Genomic DNA, 22935 nt, shown 5'->3' on the forward strand with positions numbered 1-22935 from the left:
TTGTATGATCAGGGATATGCATGCGTGATCCAGGTACTGAATTATCACTATGTGGCAGTAAAAAATGTTAGCGGATCCACAGTAGAAATCATGGACCCTGGATACAGTAACCGCCCGACCATAGCATCTTATGCGAATCCACTCAGGATTTATTATTACAAAGTGTCAGGAAATCCGTCACCACAGTTTAAATGCCACCTTGATTTTCCACAGGAAGGCGGCAGTTATGTCGACTCTGTATATATTCAGGGATGGGCAGTAGTTCCGTCAGGATGTACCCATGTTACAGCATGGTGTAATGGACAGGTGTTTGATGTTCCGTTATATGACAGGGGCGATGTGCCGGATGGTAAGGGATTTGCTACATATATTCCTGTAGAGTATTTAAAAAATGGCTCCAATACGCTGGATATTTTTGCATATCATGATACAGAAACATGGAATGTATGCAGCATCAAGATCAACTATACAGACAGTGAAGGACCAACCATCTCAAATGCAAAGATTACAGATCTGACATCTACTGGTTATACGATCACCTGCGAAGTGACAGATAATGCCAAAGTTGCATCGGTACAGTTTCCAACCTGGACACATAACAATGGACAGGATGATCTGATCTGGCATGAAGGAACCATATCAGGAAATCAGGTTTCCTGCAGAATCAATGTATCGGATCATAATGGCGAGGTAAACTGTGTCTATCAGACAGACATATATGCATATGATACTGCAGGCAACTGCACTTCATATATCAATCAGTTCTTACCATATGTAGATGCTACAGCGCCGACAATTTCAGATGTGGAGATTGTGGATGTATCTGAAAACGGATATACAGTAAAATGTACGGCAACAGATAATCACGCGATAGACAGGGTACAGTTTCCGACATGGTTTGAAGCAGATAATCCATTTAATGGAGACGGAAGCTGGAAAACATCATCCGCGTATAAAGGAAAGCTTGAAAATGGAAAGTATGTATTCAGAGTAAATACCAGTGATTATAAGAAACAGGTAGGAACGTATCACACGGATATCTATGCGTTTGATGAATGTGGAAATTATACCAAATACAGTACAGATACGCTTATAAAAAGAACACCGATCACTGCAAAACTGACAATGAGTCCGTCAGGAAGCGCAGTGAAAGGAAGTCAGGTAAAACTGAACGCAAGTGCAAGCGGAGGAAGTGGAAACTTTACATATAAGTTCTGGATCAGTGATGAAAACAATGAAAACTGGTATCTGCTGAGAGATTACGGAAAGAGCAGTACCTATACCTGGACTACAGGAGCAGTTGGAAAGAAACATCTGTATGTAGATGTGAAGGACAGTTATGGAACAGTAAAAAGAGTCGGAATTACATTCGAAGTGAAAAATAAGGCAGTAACAGCAAGTCTGAGTGCAAGCCCGTCCGGAAGTGCCGTAAGTGGAAGTCAGGTAAAACTGACAGCAGGTGCAGGTGGAGGAAGTGGAAACTATACGTACAAATTCCTGATTTGTGATGCAAAAGGAAATTGGTACAAACTTCGGGATTATGCCAAAAGTAATACCTATACCTGGACTACAGGAACAGTTGGAAAGAAAACTTTGTATGTAGATGTCAAAGACAGCAATGGAACAGTAAAAAGAGCAGGAATCACGTTTGAAGTAAAAAACAAAGCATTGACTGCGAGTCTGAGTGCAAGCCCGTCCGGAAGTACCGTAAGTGGAAGTCAGGTAAAACTGACCGCAGGTGCGAGTGGTGGAAGTGGAAACTACACGTATAAGTTCCTTGTCTGCGATGCCAAAGGAAACTGGTACAAACTTCGTGACTATGGAAAAAGCAATACCTATATCTGGACTACAGGTGCAGCAGGAAAGAAAACACTGTATGTAGATGTTAAAGACAATAATGGAACGGTCAAGAGAGCGGCATTATCTTATGAAGTAAAAAGCAAAACTGCCTTGTCGGTAACACTTTCTGCAAGTCCTTTGGGAAGCACAGCCAGTGGATCAAATGTAGTTTTGATAGCAAAAGCTACAGGTGGAAGTGGAAAGTATACGTATAAGTTCCTGATCTGCGATGCCAAAGGAAACTGGTACAAATTACAGGATTACAGTACAGATAATGCCTGTGTATGGAAGACCGGAGCAACCGGAAAGAAAACTTTATATGTGGATGTAAAAGATTCTACAGGCCAGTATGTGCGTAAACCAGTTACTTTTACAGTAACTGCAAAGAAATAGAATCTGATGTAAAGATAAATGCAACCTCTTGAACAGTGGAGTCAGGGGTTGCATTTACTTTTTCAATTAAGTGGGGATAAAAATTGGGTGATAAAAATTTTTATATAAATTAGCACTCAACTCTTGATAATGGAAGTCGATTTTTGTCCTGCTTTGTGTATAGCAGAAATGCCTATTTTACAGGCTTTCTGAGCATTCAGTCATTTTGTCTGGTATCGTAGAGTATCGTCAAATTTATCGCAAATGTCGTAAATTTGTCGTAAAAAAATGATGAGAAATGGAGAGTGCTAATAAAATGAAACTGACTTATACAAATGTGAATGGATATCTGATTCCCAATCTCACCTATAAATCTGGTGAGCAGATGGAACAACTTGGCAAGTATGGATTTTTACGCAGAGACTATCTGAAGAATCATAGAAATTCATTGTATCAGGTGATGCTTTTGCAGGATAGCATTGGTGAGCATCTGTTGGAAGTAGACAAGGCAGCCAGAGAACGGGAAGAAATGATTCTGAAACAGTTGGAAGAAAAAGATCCATTGCCGGATAAAGAGAAAGACCAGATGGCATGGGTAAGAGCAGCCAATGGTCACAGAGCGATTGCGGAAGAAGTTATCCTGAAAGAATTGATCTATGTATAAGATAGATGAACACAGGAGATAACAGATAAATTTACAGAAAATTGAATATTGTGAGCAGGTAAGGCGTGAGTCATAGAAATGTGGCCCACGTCTTTTCTTTTTGCTCTGAAAGGAAGTGATGAACATGAATAAGAAGTTCCTGAAGCATTATATGGAAACAGAACCGGAAGGTACTTCCAAGAAGTATATCTTTTTGGTGGACAATCAGGATATTGCAATGAATATTGTGATGTCCGGTTATCAGGCACTTTATCTGGGGCAGGAAGATGATGAATACTATTTCAGCGTAAACAGTTTCATAGAAGATATGCGGTCTATTCAGTTTCATGGAACCTGTCAGAGTGCGTACCACTATGTGGCTGCTTGCACGACCAAATGGATGAATGACCGGATTCTGGAATTCTGCAAGGATGCTGGTCTGGACGGAAAAGTCGGATGGCAGTTGTTTAAAGAAAAAGAGTATCTGGGGAAACTGGACAATCAGCCAGAAGTAGGGAAAGCTCTGGAGCAGTTTATCCTGCGGTTTGAACGGGAACCGAAGAATGATCCGGAATTAAGCCGTTTTCACAAGTTTGATTCCAAAGGGAAAGTTACCGGTGTGCGGGACATGGAGATTGTGGATTATATTGTGGAGAATGTGAGCTTCTTTGTAAGGGGAGAGATTCCCTATTATTATGAGCATGGCGTTTTTATTGAGGACACTAAGGGGGTAAAGCTGAAATACCGGATTCAAAAGTTAATTTATCGAGATCAGGTTAACAGCAGCACGATCCAGAGAGTTTATAACCTTTTGATTACACAGCCACAGATTTACCGGAATTCGTATGAACTGAATAAGCAGCCTGCCCACTGGATCAATTTCAAAAATGCTTATTATGATGTGCTGACAGGTGAACTGGTAGAGCATGATCCGAAGTATCTGACAATTAATCAGATCCCCTTCCCATATTATCCGGAGGACAGGGAAAAAGTCCTGGAAGGTGGGGCAAATATCAGAAAATATCTGGATTCTTCCATACCGGACAAGGTGGAACAGCAGATGTTCTGGGAGTATTTTGGATATTGTATGACTACGGATACTCAGTTCCAGAAATTTTTGATGTTGAAAGGAAATGGAGGTACCGGAAAGTCAGTTGCAGTTGCACTGATCCAGCATGTAATCGGGAATGAAAATACGTCCAGTATCTCATTGCAGGACTTGAACAAACGGTTTTATGCAACCGGGATGTACGGAAAACTGTTAAATGCCTGTGCGGACATTCCATGTAAAGCAATGGACACAACCGATGTACTGAAAAAGGCAGTTGGTGAAGATACGCTTTTGTATGAGAAAAAGGGAAAAGATGCCGTTTTTTACAAGGCGTATGCAAAGCTGCTTTTCTCAACCAATGAAATGCCGCAGAATCTGGAAGATAAATCGGATGCTTTCTACCGGAGACTCCTTGTGTTGGATATGAATCAGATGATTCCAAGAGAGGAAAAAGATATACGCTTGAAAGAAAAAATCAAGGCAGAAGCGGATTATGCAATTCATATGGCAGTGACAGCACTGAAAGATGTCTATGAACGTGGGGAACTTATTGAAAGCGAACACAGCAAAGAATGCGTCCGGGAACTGCGGCGGTTATCAGACAGTGTATGTGCTTTTCTTGAGGACAAACTGGTGAAGGAAAAAGGAAAGCGGCTGAAACGCAGTGACGTGTTCCGGATGTATGAAGAATACTGCGAGGACAATGGACGTCAGGGACATGCAAAATCAGGATTTTTCAAAAATATGGAGGGCAAGGGGTTTCAGGCAAGGAAATATAACGGTGATTACTGCTACCAGGATATTGCAATCCGGGAAGAAGATTTCCAGCCTCTGGAAGCAGGGGAGAAAACACCCTTTGATGAACACTCTGAACAATTAAAATTGAATATATAACAGATGGTTTGGGGCATTTGGGGCAAAAAAGGCAAAAATGAACGAGGTCAGGACAGGGCAAAAAAATGGAAAGGCTGTCAGGAGGTTCAGAAAAATGCCCTTTTTGCCCCAGTTGTTCTTTTATCAATAAAAATAAAGAAGAAAGAATGAGGTATGATTATGAGAATGATGAAAACAAACAAAAACGAGACAATTATGGTGATCGGGATTGATCATGGTTATGGCAACATGAAAACTGCAACCAGGTGTTTCCCATCCGGTGTAGTCAGATACGAGAAGGAGCCGATTTTTCAGAATAACCTTCTTGTTTACCATGGTATGTTTTATCAGATTGGTGAGGAGCATAAGGAGTTCTGTGCGGAGAAAACGCAGGACGAGGACTATTATGTGCTGACACTGGCTGCGATTGCGAGAGAACTGGAAGGAAAAGGAATGAACAGGGCAAAGGTACACCTTGCTGCCGGATTGCCTTTGACGTGGGTGGCTACTCAGAAAGAGGATTTTCAGAAATATCTGCTTCAAAACGAGAGCGTGGATTTTACGTTCCGCAATAAACAGTATCATATTGAGTTTGAAGGAGCGGATATTTACCCACAGGGATTTGCGGCAGCTTTTTACCGCTTGCAGGATTTTAAGGGGATCAATATGCTGGCTGATATTGGAAATGGAACCATGAACATCATGTATATCAACAACTCCCGTCCGGTGGAGAAGAAATGCTTTACAGAAAAATATGGAACGTACCAGTGTGTGCTTGCAGTCAGGGAAAGTCTGCTGAAAGAACTGGGAACGGTGGTAGATGATCTTGTGATTGAACAGGTAATTCGTACTGGGACAGCAGATATCGGAGAAAAATATCTGGCTGTGATCCGTAAAGCTGCCAGTGATTACACAAAAGAGATCTTTCACAAGCTGAGAGAACGGGAATACAACCCAGAGCTGATGCGCTTATATGTAGTTGGCGGTGGTGGCTGTATGATTCAGAATTTCGGGGAATATGACAAAGAACGGGTGACGATTGTACGGGACATTTGTGCAACCGCAAAAGGATATGAAGCTATGACGGTGAGAAAAATTCAGAAGAACGGAGGAATGCTGGTATGAGAAAAGAACGGAAAATTATCAACACCAATATTCGGTTGAACCTGTGTGATGAACAGGATAGGAAAGCATGGGAATATCTTCAGACCATGGACAGGCAGAAATATAAATCCTATACGAAAGCAGTTGTGGCAGCTTTGAATGATTACTTTGCGAGAGAGTACCAGAATGAAGAAGATCCATATCTGGAAACCAGAGAAAAGGAAGATGCTTTTCTGGAAAGAGTAGAGAAAGCTATCCGAGATGGAGTGAAAGAATCCGTTCCAATGGCTATGGCAAAAAACTTATTTGAGATGCTTGCACCGTTTGTAAAAGAATCAGCAGGAGAAAAAGCATTGCCTGATCTCATAAAAGAAAAGGCGAGTGAGCAGCACACGGAGGCTATGACGGACTGGGAACAGGAGGCAGATCTGGATGCAGCATTGGATTTTGCGGATAGCTTTTAAATGGCTATAAATAAAATAAAGCAGTCCGGCTTTCTTACAAAAATCGGGCTGCTTTAAGTGGAGCTGTTTTTACTTCTTGGATATGGACGTTTATCATCCGTCAGGTTTAACAGATAATCAACACTGGTATTATGAAATTCTGCCAGCTTAATCAGAATCTGAGTGGGAATATCAACATCGCCACATTCATAATTACTGTAAATACGCTGGCTGCAGTTTAAGATTTCACCCATATTTTTCTGTGTCAGGTCACGATCTTCACGCAGATCACGAATTCGTTTATACATGATTTCCACCTCATGCCTAATAATAAACTAGCGAGATATTCACTATTGAGATATAGCGAGAAATTCGCTACAATGAGTTCATAAACTTAGGAGGGAGAAGAAACAGAATGAAGAAGAAGCTGAAAAAGGTTTTGATATGGTTTTTTGAACTGAGTTTATTTTGTGGATATTTTTATATTTTATTCGTGAATCTGGTATGTGGATTTGGCTATGGTGGGATAGAAAGCAGGGGACAGGCGATTAAAATTCTGGCTGTTGCGTTCCTGCTGGCAGCCGGACTGCCGGGACTGATCTGGTATCAACACCGCAGGATCATGAAATTGGAAAAGTTAATGGATGAAGTTTTTGATATCGTCAAAAAAGTAAAATAACAGAACAAATGGAGTCAAGTGACAGCGTAGAATAGATTCACAAAAACAGAATAACAGAGAAAAAGGTGGCAGTGATGGCATTTTTCAGGGAGAAAATCCTGGAGATGTTCATGACTGCCAATTTTTATGCCTTTGAACAGGAAAGAAGATGAGTCGAAAGAATAGAAACAGCAATAAAAGGAAATCTGGCAGAAGAAAAGGCAGATGTGGTCAAAAAGAATGGAGTGCCGGATACGGCACATGATTGTCCGGTACTCCGCACCGGAGTGGCATGTGAAAAGCCTGTTACGGAAATCAAGATTCTCTGCAAAGGGGAGTAATCTGGTTTTCCTACACAGCCTTTCCACACACCACAAGACCACCGTCATCAGCCGCTTTTTATTCTGGAAGATGCCGCAGGGAAAATGGTGATCCGGTTCTTACAGTGGGCGGCAGATGACAGGCAAGTTTCGCAAAGTGGCAAGCCACTATGCACCGGAGCCAGCCTTTGGGCTGTTCCTAAACTTGCCAGAGGGCTCCGCCCCTTGGAACCCCGGCACGTCAATAGCGTAAATATCCCTGCGAAATGTCCACCGGACATTCCTACGGAACACTTACTGATTGACTAGGACTTGTCTCCGCTGCCGCTCCGGTCGGTGCAAAGCTGACGTCCACTGGACGTCATGCACCCTGCACCTGTATAAGAGAGCGTTGCACTCTCTTATAAATCTCCTGCTAATATGCTACCAGAACGATGTACCTGTTAATAAAGAATGAAAAATCAGGCAAAGAAAGGAGATAAAAGCCTATGAGAAAACGAAATTATACAGTAACCATACGGATGAATAAAGCAGAATATGATCTGCTTCAAAACAAAGTGAAAGAATCTGGAAGAACACAGCAGGAAGTTGTGATAAAAGCAATCGCAGACTTGAAGATAGCATCGGCAGAGGAAGTGGAAGAACTGAAAAGACTGAACCAGATGTTTGCAGACATCCTTTGTCAGCTCCGGGGAGCGACTACAAATATCAATCAGATTGCAAGAAAACTGCATACAGATGGAGAAATCCCAAACGACAGTATGTTGTATTTCCTCAATAAAAATATTTTCAAGTATCGGAAGGAGAGTGAGAGGATATGGCAGTTAATAAGACGATTAATAAGCGGACAAATACACATGGAGCAATGAGAAACTGCATCGAATATGTGTTGCGACAGGACAAGACCAGCGAATTGCTTACCTATGTAACAGGCCCGTACCGCTATGATGAGATTACTTATGATCTGGTGTACAGAGCCTTTCTGGAAGAAAAGAAGATGTGGGATAAAGACACCGGGAGAATGTACGCCCACAACATTATTTCCTGGCATAAGGACGAGCAGATCACCCCAGAGCAGGCATTTGAATTTGGAAAAGAGTTTGCAGAAAAATGGTTCAGTGGATTCCAGACCTTAGTAGCGGTACATAAGGATAAAGATCATATCCATTGTCATCTGGTTACAAATTCGGTGAGTTATGAAGATGGGAGAAAGCTGCATAACACCAGAAAAGATCTGGAACGTATGAAACAGTTTACCAACCAGATGTGTCGGGAGCGAGGACTGACAGTTGCCGAGAAAGGAAAGCATTTTGATGGAAGTCAGATTGAAAAAGGGGAAGTCATTGCATGGAGCAAAGACAAATATAATCTGTTCCGTCAGCAGGTAAAGGACAGCTTTGTAGCGGACTGTGCAATAGCGGTGTTAAAAGCAATGGAAAATTGTATCAGTAAGGAAAAGTTTATAGAAAAAATGAAGCAGTTTGGGTGGAACGTAAACTGGACAGAGAAACGGAAGCACATCACATTTCAAAATCAGGATGGAAAGAAAGTGCGTGACAGTAATCTGTCCAAAACATTCCATCTGGACATCAGCAAGGAGGGGTTAGAGAATGAATTTAATGGAAATAGGCAAAAAATCAGAGATGCAGCCAATAGAAACTGCGGAGCAGCCGAAGAACTCAGAAACTATTACAGAGAGCTTGACGCAGCAATCGCAGATACCAGAGGAATCACCGATCAAGCTCAAAGTGGAGAGAGATATTCTCGTACAGAGTTTCGAGAAAGCGAAAGAGTTTATGCGAACACAGAAAAAGCAGATACAGACACTGGAAGAAGAGAAACGGATGATCTTATCCGACAGGCAGAGATTGCGAGAAGAAGTTCGGAAATCAACCGTAGAAATTCAGCGTCTGACAACCGAACTGTCCGAAACGCAGAAGCTGAATCAATCGCTTCAGCAGAGCAACGACGATCTGAGGAACAGAAATGGCTTAATGAGCAGGAGCGAGCAAGAGCAGCTCGAAGGAGAAATAAAAGACGTTCGGGACCAGAACTCTAAATTGCAGATACAGGTAAACAAATCATCGGTTGAGGCAGTAGATGAAGCCCAGAGAAAGCAGAAAGAAGCGGAGAAAAAGACAGAACAGGCAGAAGCAAAAGCCCGTAATGAAAAGAAAAGGGCAGAGCTGGAAATCCGTAAAGCGAAAAAAGAAGTAAAGGACAGAACGGAAAATATGAAGGCTATGGAATATTTCTGGGGAATGGGATACGTTACGGTAATTCTGTTTGCAATCGTACAGAATGGTGCTTTTCAGAATGACTTTATAGATTTTTTCAGGACTCCATTCGTGTGGTATGTTCGATTTTGTGAATGGTTGGTACATCCAACCTATGATAACGGATTCAACCAGAAAATAGCATATACAGGTGGAGAAGCGTGGGTTATCAGGATTCTGGCAATCGTAGCTGTGCTTTTTATATTGGCTATCGTGATGATAATAACCGTGGAAGTAGTAAAACGATACAAAGAAATGTGGGATGAAATTTCACAGATGTTTTTAGTTGGAAGTCTTTCAGGGATTGTAGTACTTGGAGATGTAATCAGAGAATATCTACCTGTGAATTTGATCTTGTTATTTGGATTTATTAATGTGGGAATGATGTTGCTACGAGTGCATCTTCAAAAGAAATTTGATTATCTGTAAAATGAAATAGGGTGAAAAGGGTGTAACCACACTATAGATTTACACCCTTTTGGAGTTAATTTTGTGATAATTTTCTATCTTTATCAAGGAAAAAAGTGCAATGGTGTCAGGCCTGACATGACTTCCGGTGCAGAAATCATAGGAAATGTTAATAAAATCATCGTAGTAGGTTATTTTTTCATAGTCCTGGTGTTTTATTTTGGAAAATAATTCCTAATCTAAATCTTTATACAATCTTAATACAGAATCAGAGACTCTTATACCATCTTTGAAAGCAATTATATATAATAAAAACAGCACAAAGATAGCATTATTTAGAATCAATAATAAGGAGTTCTGATTATTTATGACAGAAAAAGCATATAAGAAAAAACATCTGACATCCTTTCAGTTAATTATTCTGGGGTTTGCAGGAGTGATTCTTTTTGGAACCGTTCTGCTGATGCTTCCATTTTCCACTTTGGATAAAGTGACAACCCCATTTCATGATGCTCTTTTTACAGCCACTTCCGCAGTATGTGTGACAGGTCTTGTGGTGAAGGACACCGGAAGCTACTGGTCTATGGCAGGACAGGCGATTATTCTTGCACTCATACAAATTGGCGGGCTTGGTGTGGTAACGGTGGCAGCATCTGTTTCCCTTCTTTCTGGGAGAAAAATATCTCTTATGCAAAGAAGCACCATGCAGGATGCGATATCAGCACCTAAAGTGGGAGGAATTGTCAGATTAACAAGATTTATTTTAAAAGGGACATTTCTGATTGAAGCTGCAGGGGTGCTGTTGTTATTGCCAGTTTTTTTACCTGATTATGGTGGAAAAGGAATCTGGATGTCTGTCTTTCATTCAATCTCAGCTTTTTGTAATGCCGGGTTTGATATTCTGGGAACGGCCGACAATCCCTTTCCTTCCCTGACCGGGTATTCTGGAAATGCCCTTGTAAATGTGGGAATTATGCTGCTGATCATTGTAGGGGGAATTGGTTTTCTCACCTGGGATGACATTTATACGAATAAACTGAATTTTAAACGTTACCGTATGCAAAGCAAGATTATTCTGATGACTACCGCAGGCCTGATCTTATTTCCGGCATTTTTTTTCTTCGCCTGTGATCTAAAAACTCTATCCGCGGGGAAACGTCTGTTAGCTGCGGTGTTCCAATCGGTAACGACAAGGACGGCAGGATTTAACACGATTGACATTTCAAAGATGAGTGAGGCTTCAAAAGCAGTTATGATCCTGTTAATGCTGGTTGGTGGTTCGCCAGGTTCTACAGCTGGTGGAATGAAAACGACAACCTTTACGGTGCTTAGTTTAAATGCGATTGCGACATTTCGAAGCCAGGAAAATGCAGGGGCTTTTGGGCGAAGGCTGGAATGTCATGTGATAAAAAATGCAGCAACGATAGCTATGCTTTATTTTACCCTGTTCTTTTGTGGTGGAATTGCAATCAGCGTATACGAAGATCTTCCACTTTTAGACTGTCTGTATGAAGCTGCTTCGGCTGTAGGCACGGTAGGGCTGACACTAGGGATTACACCGGGACTTCATGTCTTTTCACAAAATGTGCTGATTATACTAATGTATCTGGGACGTGTGGGCGGTCTGACCTTGATTTATGCGGTGTTTTCTGGAAGAAACAAGGGGAATGCAAAGCTGCCCCTGGAGAAGATTACAGTTGGATGAGAAGGAGAAAGATAAAATTATGAAGAATGTATTGCTTGTTGGACTTGGAAGATTTGGAAGACATATTGCTATGCAGTTAAGCCAGCTGGGACATGAAATTATGGCGGTTGACTGGAATGAAGAAAGGGTGGATAAAGTACTGCCATTTGTGACTAATGCACAGATTGGTGACAGCACTAATGCGGAATTTTTACGCTCCCTTGGGATTGGAAACTATGATATCTGTTTTGTAGCCATTGGAGGAAGCTTCCAAAATTCCCTTGAAACAACGTCACTTCTAAAAGAGTTAGGAGCAAAACTGGTAATCTCCAGGGCTGAACGTGATGTTCAGGAAAAATTCCTTTTACGCAATGGTGCCGACAAAGTGGTTTATCCGGAAAAACAGGTTGCAAAATGGGCCTCTATCCGTTACACAGATGACCATATCCTTGACTATATGGAGGTGGATGCTTCCCATGCGATTTTTGAGGTAGAAGTGCCAGAAGAATGGGTTGGAAAGACAGTAGGTGAGCTGGATATCAGGAAACGTTACAACATTAATATCCTGGCGGTAAAGGGTGAAGGGGAATTCAGTATTGCAGTTTCCCCGAATACATATTTTGCAGAGAATAATAAATTACTGGTGTTAGGAGAATACAGGGCGCTTCAGAAATGCTTCCGTATATAATTAAATTGCCAGAGTGACTGATAAAGAGGTGATGGTAATGGTACAGGGAATGCTAGCGGTTGCTGTATTTTGCATGTTTGGGTTTGGCTTTTATATTGCCAATAAAATAGATCAGTTTTTGGATACCATACAGGAAACTGTCAAAGACAAACCGGAAGGAAAGCAGACTTTATCGAAGATACTATTTTTGAACAATCTTTCGGATAAAGAATTGTTAAAAGAGGTTCACGAGTGTAAAAGCCAATATAAAGAAGCAGAAATTATCATTTTTGATGGACAGGCTGAAGAGGCAGAAAAGATTTTGACCATAACACAGTCACATGATATAATTTCCAAAACAGCAGAAAAAGGGGATAGGCAGGATGAATCAGAAAATTGAAGATGATACTCAAAAGGCAGATGACCATATTCTTGTATGTCTGTCCGCAGCACCCTCGAATCTAAAAATAGTAGATACAGCAGCAAAGATGGCAAATGCGTTGCAGGCTCGTTTTACAGCTTTGTATGTGCAGACCGGTACAAAAGCAGAATCCATGGATAAAGAAAAGCTGGAAGAACATATCCGGTATGCGGAAAAACTTGGGGCAGAAATAGTAATGACTCATGGGGAAAATGTGCCCGTGCAGATTGCAGAATATGCCAGACTTTCCAGTGTTACAATAATTGTTATCGGACAAAGCAATGCCAGACGAAATCACTTTTTCAGCAAATCAACTCTGACGGAAAAGCTGATTGAAATTGTGCCGGACATCGATATCCATATTATCCCGGAGGCGGTAAAAAACAGAACCTATCCGAAGCGGTCATTTACATGGTATGCGGAAAAACCATCTGTAAAAGATTATTTTCTGACCGTTTTTATATTTGCAGTATGTACTTTAATTGGTTTGCTATTCCAGAAGCTAAATTTCACGGATACGAACATTGTAACCATATATATTCTGGGAGTTCTGCTTACCTCAATTGTGACAGATGGATACCTTTGTAGTATAGCAGGCTCCTTTTTGAGCGTATTCTTATTTTGTTTTTTTCTCACAGAGCCAAGAATGTCTTTTCAGACATATGCAGTGGGATATCCGATAACCTTTCTTATCATGCTTATTTCATCCGTACTTATGGGAGTACTTGCGGCAAAGCTGAAAACACATGCAAAGCTTTCTGCACAGCTTGCTTTTCGCACACAGATTCTGTTTGATACAGACTGCCTGATACAGAAGGCAAAAGGGGAAACAGAGATTCTTGGAGTTACCTGTACACAGCTTATCCGCTTATTAAACCGTAATATTACAGCATATGTAGTGGTAAATGGAACTTTATCAGAGGGAAAACTTTTCTCTGGGGAAAAAGAAAATATTGAGGATTTTTTAACACCAGAAGAGCAGAAGGTAGCCAAATGGACTTATGAAAACAAACAGCGTGCCGGCGCATCCACGCACCATTTCCCCCAAGCCAAATGTTTATATCTGGCAATCAGAAGTGGGAATAATGTTTACGGTGTAATTGGGATACCGCTACAAAAAGAAACACTGGATTCTTTTGAGTACAGTATTCTGCTATCTGTAATAAATGAATGTGCGCTTGCCATGCAGAATGCACAAAATGCCATGGAAAAAGAGAAAAATGCTGTTTTAGCCAAAAATGAGCAGCTCCGTGCAGATCTTCTCCGTGCAATCTCCCATGATCTTCGGACTCCGCTCTGCTCTATTTCCGGCAATGCAGATATGCTTCTTAGCAACAGCGACCGCTTGGACGAGGTTACCAGGCATCAGATTTACACCGACATCTATGATGATTCCGAATGGCTGATCGGAGTTGTGGAGAATCTTCTTTCCATTACCAGATTGAATGATGGAAGATTGAAATTTAAATTTACGGATCAGCTTTTGGATGAAGTGATTGCAGAATCACTTCGACATATCAGCAGGAAACATGATGGTTATAAAATTGTGACAGACTGTGAAGAACTGGTTCTTACACGTATGGATGTTCGCCTTATTATACAAGTTTTTGTAAATTTAATTGATAATGCCATAAAATATACGCCGCCAGGTTCTGTAATCCATATTCAGGGAAAGAAATCTGGTGGGAAGGCGCAGATAAGCGTGGAAGATAACGGTCCTGGAATCCCAGAAGAAATGAAGCCTCATATCTTCGAGATGTTTTATACAGGGAAAACAACAGTTACGGACAGCTATCGGAGCCTGGGACTTGGTCTGGCACTTTGCCGCTCTATTATAGAAGCACATGACGGAACACTGGTTCTGACAGACTATACTCCGCATGGATGCAATTTTACTTTTACTTTACCCTTAAGCGAGGTGACATTAAATGAATAAGACATTAATCCTGGTAGTGGAGGATGACAGGCCCATACGAAATCTGATTGTCACTACATTAAAAACACATGACTATAAATATCTGTCGGCAGAAAACGGATTTTCGGCTATTTTGGAGGCTTCTTCCCACAATCCGGATATTGTTCTATTGGATCTCGGGCTTCCTGATATGGAAGGCGTGGAGGTAATAAAGAAAATCCGTACCTGGTCCAACATGCCGATCATTGTGATCAGCGCCAGAAGTGAGGATACGGACAAAATAGAGGCATTGGATGCAGGGGCTGATGATTATATTACAAAACCATTTTCCGTGGAGGAATTACTTGCACGTATCCGTGTCACCCAAAGAAGGCTTGCCATAACGCTGGCAGGGGAGCAGCTGGAGATTTCTGTTTTTGAAAATGGTGAATTAAAAATAGATTATACAGCCGGCTGTACATATCTGAAGGGAGAAGAACTGCATCTGACACCCATTGAATATAAGCTGATCTGCCTTCTATCCCGTAATGTGGGAAAGGTATTGACGCATACGTATATTACCCAGCAGATTTGGGGGCGGTGTTTGGAAAACGATATTGCATCTCTTAGGGTTTTTATGGCGACATTACGAAAAAAACTGGAACCTGAGAAAAATGGGGTGCAATACATCCAGACTCATATTGGTATTGGATATCGTATGCTTAGAATTGAGAAAACTGAGCAGGAGACTGACAACTAATGGTTAGTCTCCTGCTTAATTATATGCTCCAGTTTTAATTCTGAGAATGCTTTTCGTTGTGTTTTCTGCGGTTTTCTTTCCAAAGCTTGTCTGCTACCGGTTTCCAGTGTTCTGCATAATGGTCACATTTTGAACAGAGATGTTCAGCACTTTCCGGTGACGGCAGGTCAGTGGAATGTGCACCGGCAGTAGTAACCATTTCGCGAAGTTTCTGCGGATTTTCCAGCATCAGACACGGGCGGAGCATATTTTCATTGAATGGCTGATTCCTGTGATAAGCCATCATCATTGGAGAACGCAGGGTTTCAAGTAAAGTCTTTTCACGGATGTTTGAATCAGAATAGTGAATGAATACACAAGGATCAATATCGCCATTCTGATACTGTACGGAATAAAACGTGAAGAATTTGGAACTTTAGACAATTTGTTCTTGGCGATATTATTTCTGACTATTATACCAATTTGTTCCTACCCAATTGCTATCAAGAAAAATTCTCAAAGAGAAAATCGTAATAATCAACGAAAAATGGCATTTGTTTTTAATTTTATATCATATCTGGCGGCAATGCTGATTGGCTATTTGGCAGGTTGCAGCAAAATGTTGCAATGGATTTTTAACGCTTATTTTTTAGCAGTTATGATACTTACGATTATAAATAAAGGATTTAAAATTCGTGCCAGTGGACATGCGTGTAGTTGTACATTACCTTATCTAATTTTAAGTGATTGCTTAGGATGGATAGTAGCAATAATATGTATGGTTTTCTATTTGGCGGAATTCTGGTCTTCTATTGAATTAAAGAGACATATTGTGAAAGAATTTCTTTTGGGAAGTGTCGTGGCGTGTCTGGCTTTTTTGATAACTGTATGGATATGAAAAAAGCACTGAAACCGTTTGATTATTGGTTTACAGTGCTTTTTCTTTTGCCGAAGAGGAAAAATGCGGTGAATTTAAGTTTTGCTAAGCTTCACTCAGTTCTGCTTTTACGAACACCATTTTTTCTTAGGTTCATATTTCCCACATCCATCACAGGTTTGAGGCCAGTTGATTTTCCATTCAAAATATTCATCTCTGGTAATCACACCGGATTTCAGCTCATCCATCCGAACTACCCATTCTTTCAAAAAATCATTCAGAATTCCATAATCAAACCACATACAGACAGGTGCATGAGCAGGCCAGTTATCATTATCATGGTAGTAAACGGATGTGTCAGCTACTTCATTACATTTTTCTCCGGGAAATTTTTTGGGGAGAAACAGATGCAATGCAGATGGATTAAATTCATCCAGCCAGAAAAGTAGTTCCATCATTTCAGGAGCATCCCGTCCAGCAGTGTCGTAGAGAGTATACGGGTTGACATCAAGTGCTTTTGCCATCTTATCGACCAGATCTTTTTTCGGGACACGAACGCCTTTTTCATATTGTACAATTCTATGCTGATCGGTCAGTCCAATCTTCTCTGATAATTCTTTTTGCGTCATTTTCCGGAATGTCCGGATTTTTTTTAATTTCAGATTAAAATTCATAAAGCCACCTCTGTATTAGTCCTGATAAATTTCATTTAATATAGAAAAACCAAGAAATGAATAATTATTTGTCCATATTATAACATAAATTAACAAAAAATCAATGAAAAAGAGTACAAAAAAGAACCTAAAATGCATGAGATGGTATTGACATTGGCAGTAGAGGGGGATATAATGGCATTAAATCAAATAGGTACAAAAATGTATACCTACAAAAATGTGCAACTTTGATTACAGAACCTTGAAAATTAAATGAGCTGTATAGGTGCCTTTCAGGGCTTAAAGGATAATACAGGGTTCCACCGCTGTACCAGAGAGTAGGATGTGGGAGCCGAAGATACTCCGGCAACGGCTGGTATGTTTGAGAAGAAGCTGCCAGTATTCAGAAAGATTTCTGATAGAGGTCAACTTCCCTTAGGATGTCGATAAATGTGCCAGTGGCACATTTTCGGTAGTAACGTTGACACCGCCTATACGAATGGAAGCCAACACGCCGAACAGAATGGAAAATCATTGTAAGCAGTCCAATCAAAAATAAAATGCACTGACAACGGGCATAACCGCTGTCTGGGAGGTGATGCAGAAGAATACGGAGGAAAGGAGGTATGTGCATCATGAGGAAAACAACAGAATATAATGCGGAGAATCGTCTGACCGTAGACATTGAAGGCTTAATGGCAATGTTATCCTGCGGAGAAGTAACTGCAAAGAAAATTGCAGACTATGCAGAAGCAAAAGTGATTGTTGGAAGACGTGTTCTTTATAACGTGGATAAGATAAAAAAATATCTTGATGCAATGGCAGTGTAATGAAAGATAAAAGGATAAAATACAACAACTTTCCTTCGGAATGAAAAAGGGGCAAAATATTCCTGTAAAAACAGCGGATAAAAAATTAGCATTTTGCAGGAATTTACCCTTGGAAATCTTAAAATATTATGTTAATCTGTGAGCAGATATCAGACAAAAATGACTGATACGACAGGACAAAAATCATTCCGAATAACAAAGAAATGAAGTGAAAGGAATGATCGATATGGCAAGAAAAGATAATAAAGGCAGAAATTTAAAAACAGGTGAATACCAGCGTCCGGATGGACGTTATGAGTATCGTTATAAGGATGAAATTACTGGAAAGCGTAATTCGGTTTATGCAGCTGATCTGGCGAGTCTGCGGGAAATGGAAAAGAAGATCAATAAGGATATGGATGATCTGCTTATTACCGATGCATCAGTCAAGAAGCTGACCGTAAATACGTTGTTTGAGCGATACATGGCAACAAAGAATATCAAGGAAAGAACAAAAAAGAATTATATCCGTATGTGGGACTATCGGATACGAAATACTTTGGGAAATATTCGTGTTGTGGATTTTAAGACATCTCACGTAAGGACATTCTTTTCAGCATTGTCAGATGAAGGACTGGCACACAGTACGATCAAAGGTCTTTATGGCTTATTGAATCCCAGTTTTGAACTGGCAGTGGAAGATGGAATTATCCGTAAGAATCCGGTAACAGGAACACTTGGAGATTATGGGACTCCGGCAAAGGAGAAAGAAGCTCTGACGCTTGCACAGCAAGAGAAACTTCTGAAGTTCGTAGAGCAAAGCAAAGTGTACAAGCCACATCTTCCAATGATGCAGGTTATGTTTGGAGCCTGCCTGCGAGTGAGCGAGACAATCGGCTTAACCTGGTCAGATGTGGATATGAAGAACAGGGAAATCCATGTAGGTGGACAGCTTGTATATTATGAAGGCGATGAGGGATATTGTTTCCATGATTCAGAAACCAAAACGGATGCAGGTATCAGAGATATTCCTATGACGCAGATGGTATATGATGCATTCCGCAAGCAAAAAGAACTGAATCTGATGCTTGGGTTACAGAGCAAGGTGGAGATCGGTGGACGTAGTGGATTCATCTTCAATACAAAGCATGGACGTCCGATCATGCCAGCAGGAGTAAACAGTTTTCTGAAAAATATTGTCAATGCTTACAATAAGAAAGAAACCACACTGGCAGAAAAAGAGAACAGAGAACCGGAGCTGATGCCTCATATTTCTTCGCATATCCTCCGGCATACAGGATGTACCAGACTGGGTGAGAACAATGTTAATCCAAAGGTTATGCAGTATGTGATGGGCCATTCAGATGCACAGATTACCATGAATGTCTATAATCATATTGCAGAGAAGTCTCATGTGGAGAACGAGATGTCCAAAATGAACCTGCCAGAAACGGTACCTGCTGTGGTATGAACCATAAGTCGTTGTCGTAAAATGTGGTAAGAAAATCAGGAGAATATATTTTTCCAAAGATTTGTCGTAAAAATGTGGTCAAATCAAGAAAATCGAGTGCGAAAGCAAGTGAAAAACCTCTGTGAAGCCCATAAAATCAAGGATTCACAAATTCTTCACAAAAAATTAGCACTCACCTCTTGACTTGGCTAACGACACGTGTTATATTACCAGTATAACAAAGATAACCCAAAGGGTACGGAAAGAAATTTCGGTATCCTTTTCCTACGATATAGAGGAGGAAAGCCTATGAATATCAGTAAATTTACACAGAAATCCATTCAGGCTGTTCAGGACCTTGAAAAAGTTGCTTATGAGTATGGCAACCAGGAAGTAGAGCAGGAGCATCTTCTGTATGCGCTGCTGACACAGGAAGACAGCCTGATTCTCAAGCTGATTGAGAAGATGGAAATCAATAAAGATTATTTTATCAACGTAGTAAAGAAAGCTCTGGATGCGAAGGTTAAGGTATCTGGCGGTGATCTGAGATTTGGTCAGTATCTGAACAAGTCGCTTGTAAATGCGGAGAACGAAGCAAAGGCAATGGGAGATGAATATGTTTCCGTTGAGCATCTGTTCCTGTCCCTGCTGACACAGCCGAGCCCGAGCATGAAGAAGATCTTCAATGAATTCGGTATTACCAGAGAAAGATTTCTCCAGGCACTTTCTACCGTGAGAGGCAACCAGAGAGTTGTCAGCGACAACCCGGAGGCAACTTACGATACCCTGAATAAATACGGTGAGGATCTTGTCGAGAAGGCAAGAAATCAGAAACTTGATCCGGTCATCGGACGTGATGCAGAGATCCGCAACATTGTCCGCATCCTTTCCCGTAAGACAAAGAACAACCCGGTACTGATCGGTGAGCCTGGTGTTGGTAAGACAGCAGCAATCGAAGGTCTGGCACAGCGAATCGTCGCAGGCGATGTCCCGGAAGGTCTGAAGGACAAGAAGATTTTTGCCCTGGATATGGGTGCTCTGGTTGCAGGCGCGAAGTACCGTGGTGAATTCGAGGAACGTCTCAAAGCCGTTCTCGAAGAAGTGAAGAAGAGCGAGGGTGAGATCATCCTCTTCATAGATGAGCTTCATCTGATCGTCGGAGCCGGTAAGACAGACGGTGCGATGGACGCAGGTAACATGCTGAAACCTATGCTTGCCAGAGGTGAGCTGCACTGTATCGGTGCAACTACACTGGATGAGTATCGTCAGTACATCGAAAAAGATGCTGCACTGGCACGTCGTTTCCAGCCAGTCATGGTAGATGAGCCAACGGTAGAAGATACCATTTCCATCCTTCGTGGACTGAAAGAAAGATACGAAGTTTTCCATGGCGTTAAGATTACAGACAGTGCCCTGGTAGCCGCAGCAACCCTTTCACACAGATACATCACAGACAGATTCCTGCCTGATAAAGCCATCGACCTGGTCGATGAAGCCTGTGCCCTGATCAAGACCGAACTGGATTCCATGCCGACTGAGCTGGATGAGCAGAGACGTAAGATTATGCAGATGGAGATCGAGGAATCTGCCCTTAAGAAAGAAACAGACAATCTGAGCAAGGAACGTCTTGCAGAACTGCAGAAAGAACTTGCAGAGATGCGTGACACCTTCAATACTCAGAAAGCCCAGTGGGATAATGAGAAACATTCCGTAGAGAAGCTCCAGAAATTACGTGAGCAGATCGAGGATATCAATAAACAGATCCAGAAAGCGAAACAGAACTACGATCTGGAAAAGGCTGCAGAACTGCAGTATGGTGAACTTCCGAAACTCCAGCAGCAGCTTGAGATTGAAGAAAAACAGGTCAAAGAAAGTGATCGCAGTCTGGTACATGAAGCTGTTACAGATGATGAGATCGCAAGGATCATCTCCCGCTGGACCGGTATTCCGGTAACAAAACTGACCGAAGGAGAGAGAACCAAACTTCTCGGACTGGAAGATGAACTTCACAAACGTGTGATCGGACAGGATGAAGGGGTTCGCCTTGTTACAGATGCAATCCTTCGTTCCAAAGCAGGAATCAAAGACCCGTCCAAACCGATCGGTTCCTTCCTGTTCCTTGGACCTACCGGTGTTGGTAAGACAGAACTTGCCAAGACTCTGGCAGCGACTCTGTTTGATGACGAGCAGAATATGGTGCGAATTGATATGAGTGAGTACATGGAGAAATATTCTGTATCCCGTCTGATCGGAGCGCCTCCGGGATATGTTGGATATGAAGAGGGCGGTCAGCTTACAGAAGCTGTTCGTCGTAAACCATACAGCGTAGTACTGTTTGATGAGATTGAGAAAGCACATCCGGATGTATTCAATGTACTTCTGCAGGTTCTGGACGATGGTCGTATCACCGACTCTCAGGGCAGAACGGTAGACTTCAAGAATACCATCCTGATCATGACTTCCAATATCGGTTCTCCGTATCTTCTCGATGGAATCGACGAGAACGGAGACATCAAACCGGATGCACAGGAACTGGTCATGAATGACCTGCGTGGACATTTCCGTCCAGAGTTCCTGAACCGTCTGGATGAAATTATCATGTTCAAACCATTGACAAAAGACAACATTGGCGGCATAGTAGACCTTATGGTGCGCGAACTCAGTGACCGTCTGGCAGACCAGGAACTTTCTCTGGAACTGACTGATGCAGCAAGAACTCAGGTAATCGAGAACGGCTACGACCCGGTATACGGTGCACGTCCGCTGAAACGTTATCTGCAGAACTATGTAGAGACACTTGCAGCCAAGAAGATCCTTTCCGGCGACGTTCATCAGGGAGACACTCTTGTGCTCGATGTCAGAGACGGTGAGTTTGTGATCAATACGAAATAATCTGTTGCTGTGTAAAGTATTCAGCGGCAGAATACCACAGGAGGTAAATTATGATACCAAAAGATCCGGTGATGCTGTTGAGCTACGTCAACACACAGCTCAGAGATTTTTATTCTTCTCTGGATGCTTTTTGCGAAGACAAAGATGTGTCCAGGGAAGAACTGGTGGAAAAACTCGCGTCGATTGATTACGAATACGATGCGGAGAAAAATCAGTTTTTATAAAGGATTCCCGGCGATGATGGGAGAGTAAAAGAAGACTTAGACTGGAGATTTTCGATGAAAGATTCTCTGTGTCTGTCTCAATTCAAAACTTCTAAGGTGTCAAGGCATACAGAACTTTGCTAAAAACGATACAGAAAAGAGCTGAACTCGCATCAAAGATGCTCAGACAGCAGCATTTTCTGTATCAACGCAAAAACCTGTATACCAGAAACCTTCACGAAGTTTTTCAGGCGAGCCAGAGGCAGAGAATCTTCCCGAAAATCATCGGCCACGGGTCTTCTTTTTTTATACTTCCATTTATCCCCGTACTTTATAGCGGGTAGTGTGGTGAATGGGGAAGAACCCGGCCGGAGGTCAGCGTAGCCCGATACCTCGCGGTGCCTGATAGATGATTAGCCCAGCGCGAAGCGCGGTCCGGGGAGTGGCAGCCCACCGTGAAGCTAATAAATTAGAGCAAGAGAATAGCTCTGGGTATAAACAGTCCCGTTCAGGAAACCTCTGGAGGAATTTATGGTAACACTTAGGTTCTCTACAGTCTGCGTTATGGAGAAAAAGTGCATTGTTTGAGCCGTGAGGCGAGTTATGCACTTTTTCTTCATGTATTTAGCAGAATGGAAAGAACCATAGTGTTTCCAAAT

The 22935-nt window shown here is 41.7% G+C and carries 22 protein-coding genes; 19 read left to right on the top strand and 3 right to left on the bottom strand.

Annotation, left to right across the window (positions count from 1 at the left end):
• The 5 genes from KQI91_RS07990 to KQI91_RS08010 all read left to right on the top strand — a co-directional run.
• Window positions 1-2232, top strand: a 2232-nt coding sequence (locus KQI91_RS07990) for a GBS Bsp-like repeat-containing protein (protein ID WP_216392321.1), incomplete at its 5' end; no start/stop codon positions are given.
• Window positions 2233-2527: 295 nt separating this feature from the next.
• On the top strand, window positions 2528-2875 hold the full coding sequence (locus KQI91_RS07995; RefSeq protein WP_216392322.1) for a TnpV protein: 348 nt from the start codon (window positions 2528-2530) through the stop codon (window positions 2873-2875).
• A gap of 124 nt (window positions 2876-2999) precedes the next feature.
• Entirely contained in the window at window positions 3000-4799 is a 1800-nt protein-coding gene (locus KQI91_RS08000; protein ID WP_253288456.1) for a DNA primase family protein, read from the top strand.
• 159 nt (window positions 4800-4958) lie between these two features.
• Window positions 4959-5903 (top strand): ParM/StbA family protein, encoded by a 945-nt coding sequence (locus tag KQI91_RS08005; protein WP_216392323.1) that lies wholly within the window; start codon window positions 4959-4961, stop codon window positions 5901-5903.
• Complete coding sequence (locus KQI91_RS08010; RefSeq protein WP_216392324.1) at window positions 5900-6346, top strand: hypothetical protein; 447 nt, start codon at window positions 5900-5902, stop codon at window positions 6344-6346. Before KQI91_RS08005 ends, KQI91_RS08010 begins: the two co-directional genes overlap by 4 nt.
• 53 nt (window positions 6347-6399) lie before the next feature.
• On the opposite strand, the gene KQI91_RS08015 is transcribed toward KQI91_RS08010, so the two are convergent.
• On the bottom strand, window positions 6400-6633 hold the full coding sequence (locus KQI91_RS08015; protein WP_119213667.1) for a helix-turn-helix domain-containing protein: 234 nt from the start codon (window positions 6631-6633) through the stop codon (window positions 6400-6402).
• A gap of 107 nt (window positions 6634-6740) precedes the next feature.
• Here KQI91_RS08015 and KQI91_RS08020 point away from each other — a divergent pair, with 107 nt between their 5' ends.
• The 9 genes from KQI91_RS08020 to KQI91_RS08060 all read left to right on the top strand — a co-directional run bounded on the left by KQI91_RS08020 (window position 6741) and on the right by KQI91_RS08060 (window position 15413).
• Window positions 6741-7004: a hypothetical protein gene (locus KQI91_RS08020; RefSeq protein ID WP_216392325.1), complete on the top strand. Its 264-nt coding sequence runs from the start codon at window positions 6741-6743 to the stop codon at window positions 7002-7004.
• Between the two features lie 787 nt (window positions 7005-7791).
• A complete protein-coding gene (locus KQI91_RS08025) occupies window positions 7792-8172 on the top strand; it encodes a plasmid mobilization protein (RefSeq protein ID WP_216392326.1) in 381 nt (126 codons plus the stop codon).
• The gene (locus KQI91_RS08030) at window positions 8121-9362 is read left to right on the top strand and encodes a relaxase/mobilization nuclease domain-containing protein (RefSeq protein WP_216392327.1); all 1242 of its coding nucleotides are present in this window, start codon (window positions 8121-8123) and stop codon (window positions 9360-9362) included. The genes KQI91_RS08025 and KQI91_RS08030 overlap by 52 nt, the downstream gene beginning before the upstream one ends.
• 1 nt (window position 9363) lies before the next feature.
• A complete protein-coding gene (locus KQI91_RS08035; RefSeq protein ID WP_216392328.1) occupies window positions 9364-10008 on the top strand; it encodes a DUF6040 family protein in 645 nt (214 codons plus the stop codon).
• A 346-nt stretch (window positions 10009-10354) separates the two neighbouring features.
• Window positions 10355-11692, top strand: a complete 1338-nt coding sequence (locus tag KQI91_RS08040; RefSeq protein ID WP_216392329.1) for a TrkH family potassium uptake protein — start codon at window positions 10355-10357, stop codon at window positions 11690-11692.
• Between the two features lie 19 nt (window positions 11693-11711).
• Window positions 11712-12359, top strand: coding sequence for a potassium channel family protein (locus KQI91_RS08045; RefSeq protein ID WP_216392330.1), 648 nt, complete (start codon window positions 11712-11714; stop codon window positions 12357-12359).
• Window positions 12360-12396: 37 nt separating this feature from the next.
• The gene (locus tag KQI91_RS08050) at window positions 12397-12738 is read left to right on the top strand and encodes a hypothetical protein (protein WP_216392331.1); all 342 of its coding nucleotides are present in this window, start codon (window positions 12397-12399) and stop codon (window positions 12736-12738) included.
• Window positions 12722-14695 carry an ATP-binding protein gene (locus KQI91_RS08055; RefSeq protein WP_216392332.1) on the top strand — a complete coding sequence of 658 codons (1974 nt, stop codon included), beginning with the start codon at window positions 12722-12724 and terminating at the stop codon, window positions 14693-14695. Before KQI91_RS08050 ends, KQI91_RS08055 begins: the two co-directional genes overlap by 17 nt.
• Window positions 14688-15413 (top strand): response regulator, encoded by a 726-nt coding sequence (locus tag KQI91_RS08060; protein WP_216392333.1) that lies wholly within the window; start codon window positions 14688-14690, stop codon window positions 15411-15413. Before KQI91_RS08055 ends, KQI91_RS08060 begins: the two co-directional genes overlap by 8 nt.
• A gap of 34 nt (window positions 15414-15447) precedes the next feature.
• Here KQI91_RS08060 and KQI91_RS08065 read toward each other — a convergent pair whose 3' ends face one another.
• Window positions 15448-15702, bottom strand: a complete 255-nt coding sequence (locus KQI91_RS08065) for a hypothetical protein (RefSeq protein WP_330654492.1) — start codon at window positions 15700-15702, stop codon at window positions 15448-15450.
• Between the two features lie 54 nt (window positions 15703-15756).
• Between KQI91_RS08065 and KQI91_RS08070 the strand changes: the two genes are divergently transcribed.
• Window positions 15757-16290 carry a hypothetical protein gene (locus tag KQI91_RS08070; protein ID WP_216392334.1) on the top strand — a complete coding sequence of 178 codons (534 nt, stop codon included), beginning with the start codon at window positions 15757-15759 and terminating at the stop codon, window positions 16288-16290.
• 107 nt (window positions 16291-16397) lie between these two features.
• On the opposite strand, the gene KQI91_RS08075 is transcribed toward KQI91_RS08070, so the two are convergent.
• Window positions 16398-16943 (bottom strand): helix-turn-helix domain-containing protein, encoded by a 546-nt coding sequence (locus tag KQI91_RS08075; protein ID WP_216392335.1) that lies wholly within the window; start codon window positions 16941-16943, stop codon window positions 16398-16400.
• Between the two features lie 614 nt (window positions 16944-17557).
• On the opposite strand from KQI91_RS08075, the gene KQI91_RS08080 reads away from it, so the two are divergent.
• From KQI91_RS08080 to KQI91_RS08095, 4 genes are all read left to right on the top strand, one after another.
• On the top strand, window positions 17558-17752 hold the full coding sequence (locus KQI91_RS08080) for a hypothetical protein (protein WP_216392336.1): 195 nt from the start codon (window positions 17558-17560) through the stop codon (window positions 17750-17752).
• A gap of 226 nt (window positions 17753-17978) precedes the next feature.
• Complete coding sequence (locus tag KQI91_RS08085; RefSeq protein ID WP_216392337.1) at window positions 17979-19202, top strand: tyrosine-type recombinase/integrase; 1224 nt, start codon at window positions 17979-17981, stop codon at window positions 19200-19202.
• Window positions 19203-19490: 288 nt separating this feature from the next.
• Window positions 19491-22073, top strand: coding sequence for an ATP-dependent chaperone ClpB (gene clpB / locus KQI91_RS08090; RefSeq protein WP_216392338.1), 2583 nt, complete (start codon window positions 19491-19493; stop codon window positions 22071-22073).
• A 50-nt stretch (window positions 22074-22123) separates the two neighbouring features.
• Window positions 22124-22297 carry a DUF4250 domain-containing protein gene (locus KQI91_RS08095; protein WP_216392339.1) on the top strand — a complete coding sequence of 58 codons (174 nt, stop codon included), beginning with the start codon at window positions 22124-22126 and terminating at the stop codon, window positions 22295-22297.
• Window positions 22298-22935: the final 638 nt, after the last annotated feature.

Origin of the sequence: Blautia sp. MSJ-19 (assembly GCF_018918125.1) — a bacterium.
GTDB lineage: Bacteria > Bacillota > Clostridia > Lachnospirales > Lachnospiraceae > Blautia_A.